10 protein-coding genes and 1 pseudogene are annotated in these 12999 nt (G+C 70.8%); 9 read left to right on the top strand and 2 right to left on the bottom strand.

Going from position 1 to position 12999, the window contains the following annotated elements; translation table 11 throughout:
• Positions 1-199: 199 nt before the first annotated feature.
• Entirely contained in the window at positions 200-1627 is a 1428-nt protein-coding gene (locus ACIF83_RS02195; protein ID WP_393464892.1) for an amino acid permease, read from the top strand.
• 57 nt (positions 1628-1684) lie between these two features.
• On the opposite strand, the gene ACIF83_RS02190 is transcribed toward ACIF83_RS02195, so the two are convergent.
• Positions 1685-3331: a serine/threonine-protein kinase gene (locus tag ACIF83_RS02190; protein WP_399723147.1), complete on the bottom strand. Its 1647-nt coding sequence runs from the start codon at positions 3329-3331 to the stop codon at positions 1685-1687.
• A 294-nt stretch (positions 3332-3625) separates the two neighbouring features.
• Between ACIF83_RS02190 and ACIF83_RS02185 the strand changes: the two genes are divergently transcribed.
• Entirely contained in the window at positions 3626-4300 is a 675-nt protein-coding gene (locus ACIF83_RS02185; RefSeq protein WP_399722854.1) for an LPXTG cell wall anchor domain-containing protein, read from the top strand.
• 173 nt (positions 4301-4473) lie between these two features.
• Positions 4474-5726 (top strand): annotated as a pseudogene (locus ACIF83_RS02180) (FAD-binding oxidoreductase).
• On the opposite strand, the gene ACIF83_RS02175 reads toward ACIF83_RS02180, so the two are convergent.
• Positions 5713-6294 (bottom strand): biotin transporter BioY, encoded by a 582-nt coding sequence (locus ACIF83_RS02175; RefSeq protein WP_399722852.1) that lies wholly within the window; start codon positions 6292-6294, stop codon positions 5713-5715. The pseudogene ACIF83_RS02180 and the gene ACIF83_RS02175 overlap by 14 nt on opposite strands.
• 443 nt (positions 6295-6737) lie before the next feature.
• Here ACIF83_RS02175 and ACIF83_RS02170 point away from each other — a divergent pair, with 443 nt between their 5' ends.
• The 6 genes from ACIF83_RS02170 to ACIF83_RS02145 all read left to right on the top strand — a co-directional run bounded on the left by ACIF83_RS02170 (position 6738) and on the right by ACIF83_RS02145 (position 12989).
• Entirely contained in the window at positions 6738-7937 is a 1200-nt protein-coding gene (locus tag ACIF83_RS02170; protein WP_399722850.1) for an ROK family protein, read from the top strand.
• Between the two features lie 209 nt (positions 7938-8146).
• Positions 8147-9190: an ABC transporter substrate-binding protein gene (locus ACIF83_RS02165; RefSeq protein WP_399722848.1), complete on the top strand. Its 1044-nt coding sequence runs from the start codon at positions 8147-8149 to the stop codon at positions 9188-9190.
• The gene (locus ACIF83_RS02160) at positions 9187-10035 is read left to right on the top strand and encodes an ABC transporter permease (RefSeq protein WP_393464872.1); all 849 of its coding nucleotides are present in this window, start codon (positions 9187-9189) and stop codon (positions 10033-10035) included. The genes ACIF83_RS02165 and ACIF83_RS02160 overlap by 4 nt, the downstream gene beginning before the upstream one ends.
• A complete protein-coding gene (locus tag ACIF83_RS02155; protein ID WP_398140960.1) occupies positions 10011-10745 on the top strand; it encodes an ABC transporter ATP-binding protein in 735 nt (244 codons plus the stop codon). Before ACIF83_RS02160 ends, ACIF83_RS02155 begins: the two co-directional genes overlap by 25 nt.
• Entirely contained in the window at positions 10742-12073 is a 1332-nt protein-coding gene (locus ACIF83_RS02150) for an LLM class flavin-dependent oxidoreductase (RefSeq protein WP_399722846.1), read from the top strand. The genes ACIF83_RS02155 and ACIF83_RS02150 overlap by 4 nt, the downstream gene beginning before the upstream one ends.
• 25 nt (positions 12074-12098) lie before the next feature.
• A complete protein-coding gene (locus ACIF83_RS02145; protein WP_393464863.1) occupies positions 12099-12989 on the top strand; it encodes a TauD/TfdA dioxygenase family protein in 891 nt (296 codons plus the stop codon).
• The last annotated feature ends 10 nt before the right edge of the window (positions 12990-12999 follow it).

Here is a 12999-nt window from a genome sequence, read left to right as displayed (position 1 = left end):
CGAGTGTGACACGCCTGTTTCGGGGCAGCAGCCTCGGGTGTCGAGCCCGGAAAATGTGACTGAACCCATAGAACCTCAAGGAAACCTCAAGTAACGATCTGGATTCAGAGGTTCCCGGATCCGTTCGCCTCGGTTTCACTGGACCGGCTCGTACACCGCTCGTGCGAGCTGCTCCCCCTGGCGTAAAGGAAATCCGTCCATGACCCCTGGTTCGGGCCTCCAAGCAGGACTCAAAAACCGCCATCTGACGATGATCGCGATCGGTGGCGTCATCGGAGCCGGCCTCTTCGTCGGTTCCAGTTCCGGTATCGCTACCGCGGGACCGGGCATTCTCCTGTCGTACGCCCTCGTCGGCACGCTCGTGGTGCTGGTGATGCGCATGCTCGGCGAGATGTCCGCCGCCAACCCGACCTCCGGTTCCTTCTCCGCGCACGCCGACCGCGCGCTCGGACGCTGGGCCGGCTTCTCCATCGGCTGGCTCTACTGGTTCTTCTGGGTCGTCGTGCTGGCCGTCGAGGCCACCGCCGGCGCGAAGATCCTCGAGGGCTGGATCCCGGCCGTACCGCAGTGGGGCTGGGCGCTCATCGTGATGACCGTCCTGACCGCGACCAACCTGGTCTCGGTCGGCTCCTACGGCGAGTTCGAGTTCTGGTTCGCCGGCATCAAGGTCGTGGCGATCGGCGCGTTCATCGTCGTCGGCCTGCTGGCCATCTTCGGTGTCCTGCCGGGCGTGCACGCCGACAAGGCGAGCTTCGGCAATCTGACCTCGCACGGCGGCTTCCTGCCGCACGGACCCGGCGCCATCCTCACGGGTGTGCTGCTGGTCGTCTTCTCCTTCATGGGCAGCGAGATCGCGACGCTGGCGGCCGGCGAGTCGGAGGACCCGCAGCGGGCCGTCACCAAGTCGACCAACAGCATCATCTGGCGCATCGGCGTCTTCTACCTGGGCTCGATCCTGGTCGTCGTCTCGCTGCTGCCGTGGAACGACCCCTCGATCGCGAAGGACGGCTCGTACGTCGCCGCCCTGAACTCCCTGGGCATCCCGCACGCCGGTGAGATCATGAACTTCATCGTGCTGACCTCGGTGCTGTCCTGCCTCAACTCGGGCCTGTACACGGCCTCCCGGATGGCGTTCTCGCTCGGTCAGCGTGGTGACGCGCCGAAGGCTTTCGCCCGTACGACGTCCCGGGGCGTGCCTCTGGCGGCGATCATCGCCTCCGTCCTCTTCGGCTTCGCCGCGGTCTTCTTCAACTACAAGTTCCCGGACTCGGTCTTCCTCTTCCTGGTCAACTCCAGTGGTGCGGTGGCTCTGTTCGTGTGGCTGGTCATCTGCTTCTCGCAGCTGCGGATGCGGAGGATCATCCAGCGGGAGGCGCCGGAGAAGCTGGTCGTCAAGATGTGGCTCTACCCCTACCTGACCTGGGCGACGGCCGCACTGATCGTGTTCGTCCTCGGCTACATGCTGACGGACACGAAGGGCGAGAGCAGTGGTCGTACGACGGTGCTGCTGTCCGTGCTGGTCGCGGCGCTCGTGGTCGCCATCGCCGTGATCAAGGAGAAGGTCGTCGGTCGCCGGTCGGTTCCCGCCGCGGAGGCGGAGCCGGTCGACAAGGTGAGCGTCGGCTGATCCGGCCCACGGCCGCGTTTCGGGGAGGGAGTCCTTCGGGGCTCCCTCCCTCGCGTTTCACAGGACCGTGAAACTGTCCTTGACGCGGTCGTAGAGGCTGATGGCCTGCCTCTCGATCTCCGGCTGGTACCAGGTGTTGATCTGGTACGACTTCCCTTCCGCGTCGAAGCCGAGCAGGCGGGCGTGCCAGGGGGTGCCCCTGAGGGTGAAGGTGTACTCCCAGACGACCGCCGGGTATCCCTGGAATCTGGTCTCCGCCAGCCGGATCTTGACGTAGTCGCGCCCCTGCTGGGCGTCCCTCTCCGAGCGCTTCCAGCTGTCCAGGAGGTCGCCCCGGGCCAGCGACGACTTGCCGACGAGTTCCTGCCGCCCGTCCGGCGAGGTGTAGTGCACCTCGGCCCCCGTCTTCACGTCCCGCCGCCACCCCTTGGGCGGCACCCAGGCGAACCCGCCCGCCTCCGTCCTGGCACCGGGCGGCGGACTGTGCGGCCGCGAGGTCCCGTCGACGGTCGGGGAGACCGTCGGGGAGAAGCCGGGGGAGATTGCCGTGGAAGAGGAGGTCGTGGGCGACGACGCCACGGCGGTACCGCCACCTGCCCCCTCCCGCCGCCCGCCACCGCCGGACGTGGCGGCCAGCACGGCGACCACGACACCCACAGCGACGACCCCGAGCACGGCGAGCAGCACGGTCCGGCGGGGGTGTGGGCCGACGGCGGTCCCGGGTTCCGCGGCCGGTTCGGCCGGCGCGTCCACACGACACTGGGTCACCGCCTGAGCACGCGCGAGCGAGACGGAGGGGGTCGGGGCGGGAACGGGACCACCGCCCCCTGGGGACTCCGCCCCCAGACCCCCGTTCCCCACCCGCTCGCCCGTCTCGGTCGGCTGAACCGGCTCGCTCTCCACGGACCCGCCCTCCACCGTCGGCACCTCCCTGAAGGGGAGGGTCGGTACCGGCGGATACGCCACCGATCGCAGGGCCTGCTCCACCTCCGCGAGGCCGGGGCGGGCCGACGGGTCCTTGGCCAGGAGGGCGGCGAGGAGGTCGCGCAACGGGCCTGCTGACGGCGGGAGTCGGGGCTCCTCGTAGAGGACCGCGTGCAGGGTGGCCAGGGTGGTGTCGCGGGTGAACGGGGAGTTGCCCGCCAGGGCCGCGGAGAGGGTCGCGCCCAGGGACCACAGGTCGGACGGTGGGCCCTGGCGGCGGCCGGAGACGCGTTCGGGGGCCATGTAGTCGGGGGAGCCGACGAGCATGCCCACCATGGTGAGGGCCTTGGTGTCCTGGATCGCGGCGATGCCGAAGTCGGTGAGGACCACGCGGCCCGCTCCGGTTTCCACCAGGACGTTTCCCGGTTTGATGTCCCGGTGCAGGACGCCGCCGGCGTGTACTTGGCGGAGCGCGGCCACCAGGCCCAGGCCGATCCGCGCGGTCTCGCGCGGGCTCAGTGGGCCCTCCTCCGTCATGATCCGCTCCAGTGAGCGGCCGGCGACCAACTCCATGACGATCCAGAGGCGTTGGCCCTCGTCCACCACGTCGTACACGCGCACCACGTTGGGGTGGTCGATCCGGGCCGTCGCCCGCGCCTCGCGCAGAGTGCGTTCGCGGTGTGTGCGGCTGTCCTCCGCGGCCTGCCCGTCGATGCGTATCTCCTTCACCGCGACCAGCCGGTCGAGCATTTCGTCGACGGCCCGCCACACCCGCCCCATTCCCCCCTGCCCGATGCTTTCGACCAGCCGATAGCGCGCGTTCACCAGCAGCCCCGGAATCCCGCCCGCCACCGGTTCTCCCGCTTCCCCCATATTTCCCGGCAATGCGTCGCACCCCCCTCAACGACCGTCTCTGCTGAAACACAACGGTCACACTTCGAGCCGTACCAGCATAGTGCGGGGAAATCTTGTGGTACCTCTTCAAGTACTGCGGATTCAGGCGCAGTCCAGGGGGTTGCAAGGGGGGCGAACATGAGTTCTCGTCACAGGGCGAGCATCGCGGGATCGCTGGTCATGGCATCTTTTTCGGCCGTGCTGGCCCTCGCCTGCACGGCCGCCGCCGATGACCAGGGAACGGGCAGCGACAAGGGAGGAAAGGCGGTCGACGAGGCGCCGGCGGGCGTGAAGCTGCGCACGCTGCTGCCGGAGAAGATCTCGGTCGACAACAGTTCGAAAAAGACGGCGATTACCGCCGTCGTGAAGAACGGCGGCAGCAAGGACAGCGGTGACATTCGGCTTTTGGTCGTCGGATTCGACGCGCTGAAGATCACGGGCGTTCAGGGCTGCTCGGCCATCGCGGAAAAGGACCTGCCGGAAGGTTCGAACAGCGGTTTCAGCTGCCCGGTCGGCACGCTCGCGGCGGGGCAGTCCAAGTCGTACGCGGTCCAGGCCACCTACGATCTGAGCAAGGCCGGCAAGATCTGTCTGCCCGTGCAGACCACGGACGGGAAGAAGACCTTCTGGCAGCAGGGCCCGGTGCCCTTCGGCACGACCAACCCGTCGCCGAACGCCCCGGCCACCCCGCTGCTCCTCGGCACCGACAACAAGCCGGTCGCACCGGGCGGCGACGAGCTGCCGAAGACCGGTGTGGGGCGTGACGTGCTGCCCCTGGGCGCCGCGGGCGTCGCACTGATCGCGGCCGGCGCGGCCGGGGTGTGGTGGTCCCAGCGCCGGCGGCAGGAGGCCTGAGCGGCACGGACACCGGCCGCATAACCTGACGGACGCTGTCAGGTTATGCGGCCATCGTGTGCGTCATGACCTTCGTGGACGACAGCACAGACCTGGTCCTCCTCCGCTCGGGCGACTTGGGCTAAGCGGACGAACTCGCCGGATTCCAGCTCGGTTTCACCCAGCGGCCCGCCGTGGTCGTGGCCGCCCGCTCGGCCGCCGACGTGGTGGCGGCGGTGCGGTACGCGGCCGCCGAGAACCTGCCCGTCGGCGTCCGGGCGACCGAGCACGGGCTGCCCGGCGCCGCCGAGGGCGGGGTGCTGGTCACGACCCGCCGGATGGACGGGATCACCGTCGACCCCGAGGCCCGTACCGTGCGGGTGCAGGTCGGGGTCCGCTGGGGGCAGGTGGTCGCGGCGGCCGAGCCGTACGGGCTGGCACCGCGGATGGGGGTACCTCCCACGCTTTAGGCAGTGGGGGAGGGTCGGCGCCGGGCGTGGGCGCGGTGTCGTACACGCTCGGCGGTGGACTCGGCATCCTGGCGCGGGAGTTCGGGTACGCGGCCGACCATGTGCGATGGCTGGAGGTCGTCACCGCCGACGGCGAGCTGCGCCGGGTCACCCCGGACTCCGACGCGGACCTGTACTGGGCGCTGCTCGGCGCCGGGCAGAACTTCGGCATCGTCACCGAGCTGGAGATCGGCCTCGTACCGGTGCGGACGCTGTACGGCGGCTCGGTCTCCTTCGACGGGCGGGTGGTCGACCCGGCGGAGGCGCTGCGGGCGTACGAGGAATGGACGCGGACGGTGCCGGACGGGCTGACCTCGTCCTTCGCCGCCGTGCCGTACCCGGACCTGCCCGCGCTGCCGCATCATCTGCGCGGACGGTACGTCGTCTCGATCCGGGTGGCCCACACGGGCGCCGACGGCGACGAACGCGTCGCGCCGCTGCGGGAGATCGGGCCGGTGCTCGCGGACTCGCTGCGTGTGATGCCGTACGCCGAGAGCCACACCATCCACAGCGACCCGGACTTCCCGCACGCCTACTACGGCGACAGCGCGGTGCTGCGGGAGCTGGACGTGGAGCGGGCCGGGGAACTGCTGCGGCGGACCGGGCCGGACGCGCCCCGGATGTGTGTGGTCCAGGTCAACCACCTGGGCGGGGCGCTCGGCCGGCCGGCGCCGAACGCGGTGCCGTACCGCGAAGGACGGTTCCTGGTACGGCTGCTGACGGTCGGCGAGCGGGAGCAGGCGCGGGCCGTGCTCGACCCGGCGTTCGCGCTGCCGGCCGACGACACCCTCGGCCGGGCGCTGAACTTCGCCTTCGGGGCCGGGGACCGGAGTGCGGGTCTCTACGGCCCGGAGACGCGAAAGAGGCTCGCCGGGCTCAAGGAGCGGTACGACCCGGCGAACCTCTTCCGCAGGAACTACGGCGTCAGCGCTTGCTGACGAACTTCCAGGCGGTGGGCAGCAGGCCCATCGCCAGGGCGGCCTTCAGGGCGTCACCGATGAGGAACGGGGTGAGGCCGAGGGAGATCGCCTGGGAGGCGGACATGCCGGCGGCCACGGCCAGGTAGGGGACACCGACGGCGTAGATGACGGCCTCGCCGAGGATCATCGTGCCCGCCATGCGCAGCGGGGAGCGGTCGGCGCCGCGGGCGGCCAGCGCGCCCACCAGGGCGGAGGCGAGCAGCATGCCGAGGATGTAGCCGAAGGAGACGGCGCCCGAGCCGGAGGTGCCGCCCGCGAACCACGGCACGCCGACGGCACCCGCGACGGCGTACAGGGCGAGGGAGAGGAAGCCGCGGCGGGCGCCGAGCGCGGTGCCGACGAGCAGCGCGGCGAAGGTCTGGCCGGTCACCGGAACCGGGGAGCCGGGCACCGGAACCGACAGCTGGGCCGCGAGACCGGTGAGCGCCGCGCCGCCGAGGACGAGGGCGGCGTCGCGCACGCGGGACGCGGGAAGGAGGTCGGCGAGGACGGCGCCGGGGCGGGCGGCGACGGTGGCGGTGCTCATGGGGACTCCGCGAGTGGTGTGGGCACGTGGGAACACCGTGACGCTATCCCGGCCGCCGCACGCCGATCACCGTCGGTGCTCGACAAAGGCGGGAACCGGCCCTTGGTGGGCTCCGAACAAAGGCTGCAAGTTACACCGGGTACGGCGTGATGCCGGTCACTGAGGTGAAGTGGTGCATGGTACGGGGAGACCTGACGCCGCGTCTGTAGGGTTCCACCAATGCCCCGGTGGCCGTCTCGCCCGTCGGTCGCCGTCTGGGCAGCGCGCGGACGCTTTGCTAGCTTCGAACGCATGGTTGCCCAGGCCCGGTACTTCACGTCGCGTCGCTACGTCGACCTGCGACGCCAGGGCACGGCCACCTGTCGCCGCCCGGGGTAGCGGCGCTCTGCGGCGTGCCGCTCCTCTCCGAGACGTGTCGGCCCCGTTTCCGAGGACGGTTCTCCATGCCCCGTACCGCGGCATCCACCCTTGTCTCCCCCGTTCCCCGTGCCGCCGACAGCGATCGGCGGCGTACGAGTGCCAGCGTCGTGCTGCGCTCCGTGCTGGAGCACGGGCCGGTGGCGCGCAGCACCATCGCCCGGCTGACCGGGCTGTCACCCGCATCGGTGACCGAGCACTGCGCCCGGCTGGCCGGGCTCGGGCTGATCCGTGAGGAAGCGGCGCCCCGCCGTTCGAACGGGGTCGGCCGGCCGCATGTGCCGGTCGACCTCGACCGTGAGCGATTCGTGGTCGGCGGGGTGCACGTGGCCGTGCCGTACACCACCGTGGCGCTGCTGGACCTGCGCGGCCGCGTGGTGGCCGAGCGGCGGCTGAAGCACGAACGGACCGATCCGGGCCGGGTGCTGGCCCGGGCCGCCGAGGGCCTGGAGGCGCTGCTCGCGCAGGCGCCGGGCCGCCGGCCACTGGGGGTCGGGGTCGCGGTCGGCGGCTGGGTCGACCGGGAAACGGGCACCGTCGTCGAGCACGAACTGCTGGGCTGGCGCGAGGTGCCGGTGCGGGAGCTGCTCGGCGCCCGCACCGGACTGCCGGTCCAGGTGGACGGGCACGCGCGGGCGTTGGTCAACGGCGAGCGGCTGTTCGGGCGGGTCCGGGGCAGCCGCAGCGTGCTGCATCTGTTCGTCGGCAACGTGGTCGACGCGGCCTTCGCGACCAACGACGAGGTGCACCACGGGCCGCGTTCCCAGGCCGGTGCGATCGCCCATCTTCCGGTGCCGGGCGGCACCGAGCCGTGCGACTGCGGGCGGACCGGCTGCCTCCAGGTGGAGCTGAGCGAGCGGACGTTGTGCCGGCGGGCCCGGGAGGCCGGGGTGATCGACGGGGTGAACCCGATGCATGTGCTCGCGGCGGCGCAGGCCGGGGACGCAGTGGCGATACGGCTGCTGGTGGAACGGGCGCGGATGACCGGGCGGGCGGCGGGGCTGCTGCTGGACGTGCTCAATCCCGAGACGGTGGTCGTGACCGAGGTGGGTGTCATGCACCGGGAGGACTGCCTGGCCGCGCTGCGGGAAGCGGCCGGAAATCACCGGTCCGCGGCCGTGCTGCCGACGAGTTTCCCGGATTCCGTGCTGGCGGTGGCGGGCGGCTCTGTGCTGCTGGATGTGCTGTTCCGGGATCCGTTGGGTGCGTCATCTGAGGCTATTTAATTCAGAAACTCGGAATGTTGACAGGGGTCGCTCATGGCCGGGAACATCCTGGTCATGAGCCCTCTCACGAGCTGTCGCACCCTCTGTTGCTGACACATTGCCGCGCATGAAGCGCGTGTTTCCTGCTGCGTGAGTTCTTCCTGCTCCGGCTTGCCTTCCCGGAATTCCTCCTGCCTTTCCGCTCGCTCTTTTTCCCCGGGAGTCCTCCCATGCACCGTCGTGTCTTTCTCACGTCCCTGCTCGGCGCGTCCGCCGCCGTCACCGGCCTCAGCGGCTGCGCGGACGGCAGCGCCGCCGCCGACACCAGGGGCGCCGCCACCAAGCCACTCGCCGACAAGGTCCCGTCCGGCACCAGTCTGAAGATCGCCTCGTACCAGGGCACGCAGCAGCTGCAGTTCAGGCTGGCGAAGCTGCCCGCGCTGCCGTTCACGGTGTCGAGCTGGGTGAACATCGGGGCCGGTCCGGACGTCATCAACGCGTTCCGCGCCAAGTCCCTGGACCTCGCCAACAACGCGGGCATCCCGCCGATCCAGGCGCACTACCAGGGTTTCGACGCGAAGATCGTCGCGATCAACATCACCCGCAAGCCCAACTACCTCTTCGCCACCAAGCCGGGCAGCGACATCCGCACGGTCGCGGACTTCAAGGGCAGGAAGCTCGCCTTCTCCCAGGGACAGGCGCAGGGTGTCGTACTCCTGCGGGCGCTGAAGCAGGCGGGGCTGAAGTACGACGAGGTGAAGCTGGTCCCGCTGACCAGCAACCAGTTCCTGACCGCCCTGCAGTCCGGGCAGGTGGACATCGCCCCGCTCGCCAACAGCCAGGCACCCGCCTACCTCAAGCAGTACGAGGGCAAGGGTGCCCACACCATCCCCACCGACGTCGTCGACCTGCTCAACCTGCTGTGGGCGCCGCAGTCCGTGCTGAACGACCCGGCGAAGGCCGCGGCGATCGCCGCCTACATCCCCGAGTGGGCCAAGGGCCAGGTGTGGCAGTACGAGCACGCGGACGTGTGGAACGAGGAGTTCTACGTGAAGACGCAGAACCTGACCCTCGACCAGGCCCGGGGCATCAGCAAGCTCGCCAACAAGCCTCTCTTCCCGCCCAGCTGGGACGAGGCGATCAAGTGGGAGCAGGAGACGGCCGACCTGCTCGCCGAGGGCGGCTTCGTGAAGAAGTTCGACGTCTCCTCGCTCTTCGACCACCGCTTCGAGTCCCTCGCCGCGAAGGCCGTACCGGCGGAGTACCGGAGGTGAGCGCCGTGACCACGACGACGACCGCCGTGGCGGCCACGGCCGCCGGGGAACTCCCCCAGGTCCGCCGGCGCCGCCGCCTCTCCCCCGGCCGCCGCCTGCCCGCGGCCCGGCTGGCCGGCCCGCTGCTGCTGCTCGCCCTGTGGGCCGCCGCCTCGGCCGCCGGCCGGCTGGACCCGGGTGCGATCCCGGCGCCCTGGACCGTGCTGAGAACGGGCGCCCACCTGTGGACCGACGGCACGCTGCCCACCGACATCCTGACCTCGCTGACGCGGGCCGCGTACGGCTTCGCGATCGGTCTGACCGCCGGGGTCGCCCTCGCGCTCGCCGCCGGGCTCAGCCGGGCCGGTGAAGCACTGATCGACGGGACCGTGCAGCTCAACCGGGCGATCCCGACCCTCGGTCTGATCCCGCTGTTCATCCTCTGGCTGGGCATCGGGGAGACCTTCAAGATCGCCATCATCGCGATCGTCGTCTACATCCCTCTCTACCTGAACACGCACGCCGCGCTGTCCGGCATCGACAGCCGCTACGTCGAACTCGCCGAGGTGCAGGGCCTGTCACGGTTCGCCTTCATTCGGCAGGTCGTGATCCCCGGGGCGCTGCCCGGATTCTTCGTGGGACTCCGGCTCGCCGTCACCGGCTCCTGGCTGGGCCTGGTGGTCCTGGAACAGATCAACGCCACCAGCGGCCTCGGCTATCTGATGTTCCAGGCGCAGAACTACGGCCAGACCGACGTCATCCTGGTCGGCCTCCTGATCTACGGCGTCTTCGGCCTGGTCTCCGACAGCGTGGTCCGTCTGATCGAACGGAGGGTGCTGTCGTGGCGCCGCACACTGAGCAGCTGACCCGGCCCGCCGTCCGGCTGCGGGGCCTGACCCGGTCGTTCGAGGGGCGTACCGTCCTCGACGGCATCGACCTCGACCTGCCCGCCGGCCAGTTCACAGCCCTGCTGGGACACAGCGGCTCGGGCAAGTCCACCCTGCTGCGAGCCGTCGCGGGCCTCGACCACGGGGTTGCCGGCAGCGGGCGGCTCACCGCGCCCGAGCGGGTCTCGGTCGTGTTCCAGGACTCCCGGCTGCTGCCCTGGCGCCGGGTGCTGGACAACGTACTCCTCGGCCTGGACGGCAAGGACGCCGTCGAGCGCGGCCGTTCGGCGCTGGCCGAAGTCGGCCTGAAGGGCCGCGAGCGGGCCTGGCCGGGCGAGCTGTCCGGCGGCGAGGCGCAGCGGGCCGCACTCGCCCGCTCCCTGGTCCGCGAACCCGAACTCCTGCTGGCCGACGAGCCGTTCGGCGCGCTGGACGCGCTGACCCGGATCCGGATGCACCACCTGCTGCGCGAGCTGTGGGAGCGCCACCGGCCCTCGGTGCTGCTCGTCACCCACGACGTGGACGAGGCGATCGTGCTCGCCGACCGGGTCCTCGTCCTGGACCGGGGCCGGATCGGCCTCGACCTGGCCATCGACCGCCCGCACCCGCGCTCCTACCGCGAGCCGGTGCTGACCGAATACCGCGAGCGGCTGCTGGCCGCGCTCGGTGTCACGGAGGACCACGCATGACCCGCCGGCTCCACCTGAACGCGTTCCTGATGAACACCGGCCACCACGAGGCGTCCTGGCGGCTGCCGGAGAGCGACCCGTACGCGCACGTCGAGCTGGACCACTACGTGCGGCTCGCCCGCATCGCCGAGCGCGGCACCTTCGACTCCCTCTTCCTGGCCGACGGCCCGCAGCTGTGGGGCAGCGTCGCCCAGCGCCCGGCCGGCGCCCTGGAACCGCTCACCCTGCTCACCGCCCTCGCGACGGCCACCGAGCACATCGGTCTGATCGCCACCGCGTCCACCTCCTACAACTCCCCCTACAACCTGGCCCGCAAGTTCGCGTCACTGGACATCATCAGCGGTGGCCGGGCGGGCTGGAACATCGTCACCACCGCGGGCGCCGAGGCCGCCCGCAACTTCGGCCTGGACGGCGAACCCGCGCACGCCGAGCGGTACGCCCGCGCCGCCGAGTTCCTGGACGTGGCCCTCAAGCTCTGGGACAGCTGGGAGGACGACGCGATCGTCGCCGACAAGGCGGCCGGAGTCTGGGGCGACGACGCCAAGATCCATCCGCCCCGGCACAGGGGGACGTACTTCAGCGTCGAGGGCGCGCTCAACGTGCCGCGCACACCCCAGGGTTACCCCCTGCTCGTGCAGGCGGGCTCCTCGGCGGACGGCAGAGGGTTCGCGGCCCGGTACGCGGAGGCGGTGTTCACCGCCCAGCAGACACTGCAGGACGCGCAGGCCTTCTACGGCGACCTCAAGTCCCGCACCGCACAGGCGGGAAGGGACCCCGACCACGTCAAGGTGCTGCCCGGCATCGTCCCGGTGGTCGGCTCGACGGAAGCCGAGGCGCGAACGGCCGAGCGGCTGCTGGAGGACCACATCGTGTACGACCACGGGGTGAGCCGCCTGGAGAGCCTGCTGCAACTTCCCTCGGGGACGCTGGAGTTGGACGCACAGCTCCCGGCCGGTCTCCCTCCCGAGTCGGCCATCGAGGGCGCCAAGAGCCGCTACACGCTCATCGTGGAGCTGGCCCGGCGCGAGCGGCTGACCGTACGGCAGCTGGTCGGGCGGCTCGGCGGCGGACGCGGGCACCTCACCTTCGCCGGGACGCCCGAGCAGGTCGCCGACCAGATCGAGACCTGGTTCACGCAGGGCGCCGCCGACGGCTTCAACATCATGCCGGCCGTGCTGCCCTCCGGTCTGGAGGCGTTCGTCGAACACGTCGTACCGATCCTGCGCACGCGCGGCCTGCTCCGCACCGCGTACAGCCCCCGCCAGACCCTGCGGGAGCGCTACGGCCTCCCCCGCCCCGCCAACCAGTACACCGCATCCCTCGTATGACCCTCGCATGAAAGGACCGACGAGCATGTCCATCGAGATCACCAAGGTCACCGCACGCATCGGCGCCCGGGTCTCCGGCGTCGACATCTCCCGGCCACTCGCCCCCGAGCAGGTCGCCGCGATCCGCGAGGCCCTGAACGTCCACAAGGCGCTCGTCTTCGACGACGTGAACCTCGACGACGCGGGCCAGCAGGCCTTCGCCCGCCACCTCGGCGACCTGACCACCGCCCACCCGACGGTCGGCGCCGTCGAGGGCGCCCCGAACGTGCTGCCCGTGGACAGCGAGCGGGGCCGCGCCAACCACTGGCACACGGACGTCACCTTCGTCCTCAACCCGCCGCAGGCCAGCACCCTGCGCTCGATCACCGTCCCGCCGTACGGCGGCGAGACCCTGATCGCCAACGCGGCGGCCGCCTACCGCGACCTGCCCGAGCCGCTGCGCCGGCTCGCCGACACCCTGTGGGCCGAGCACACCAACGACTACGACTACGCGGTGCCTGCCGAGGAGATCGACGAGGAGAAGGCCGCCCAGCGCGCCCAGTTCACGTCCATCACGTACCGCACCGCGCACCCGGTGGTCCGCGTCCACCCGCTGACCGGTGAACGCGGACTGTTCATCGGCGGGTTCGCGCAGCGGATCGTCGGCCTCTCGGTGGGCGAGTCCCGCAGGATCCTCGACCTGCTCCAGGCGTACGTCACCCGTCCGGAGAACATCCTGCGCTGGCGCTGGTCCCCGAACCAGCTGGTCCTCTTCGACAACCGCATCACCCAGCACTACGCCATCGACAACTACGACGGCCGGCCGCGCCGTCTGCACCGGGTGACCGTCGCCGGTGACATCCCGGTCGGCATCGAGGGCAAGGAGAGCTACTCGATCGAGGGCGACGCCTCGCACTACACACCCGTGGCCGCGTAACCACGGACTC

The sequence above is a fragment of the Streptomyces sp. NPDC085866 genome (assembly GCF_044541035.1).
Lineage (GTDB): Bacteria > Actinomycetota > Actinomycetes > Streptomycetales > Streptomycetaceae > Streptomyces.
This window is presented reverse-complemented; position numbering and strand designations above follow the sequence as displayed.

Excerpts from the sequence above, each read along its gene's own strand:
- ACIF83_RS02195 (WP_393464892.1), top strand. The coding sequence starts at position 200 with ATGACCCCTGGTTCGGGCCTCCAAGCAGGACTCAAAAACCGCCATCTG.
- ACIF83_RS02190 (WP_399723147.1), bottom strand. The coding sequence starts at position 3,331 with ATGGGGCGGGTGTGGCGGGCCGTCGACGAAATGCTCGACCGGCTGGTC.
- ACIF83_RS02185 (WP_399722854.1), top strand. The coding sequence starts at position 3,626 with ATGGCATCTTTTTCGGCCGTGCTGGCCCTCGCCTGCACGGCCGCCGCC.
- ACIF83_RS02175 (WP_399722852.1), bottom strand. The coding sequence starts at position 6,294 with ATGAGCACCGCCACCGTCGCCGCCCGCCCCGGCGCCGTCCTCGCCGAC.
- ACIF83_RS02170 (WP_399722850.1), top strand. The coding sequence starts at position 6,738 with ATGCCCCGTACCGCGGCATCCACCCTTGTCTCCCCCGTTCCCCGTGCC.
- ACIF83_RS02165 (WP_399722848.1), top strand. The coding sequence starts at position 8,147 with ATGCACCGTCGTGTCTTTCTCACGTCCCTGCTCGGCGCGTCCGCCGCC.
- ACIF83_RS02150 (WP_399722846.1), top strand. The coding sequence starts at position 10,742 with ATGACCCGCCGGCTCCACCTGAACGCGTTCCTGATGAACACCGGCCAC.
- ACIF83_RS02145 (WP_393464863.1), top strand. The coding sequence starts at position 12,099 with ATGTCCATCGAGATCACCAAGGTCACCGCACGCATCGGCGCCCGGGTC.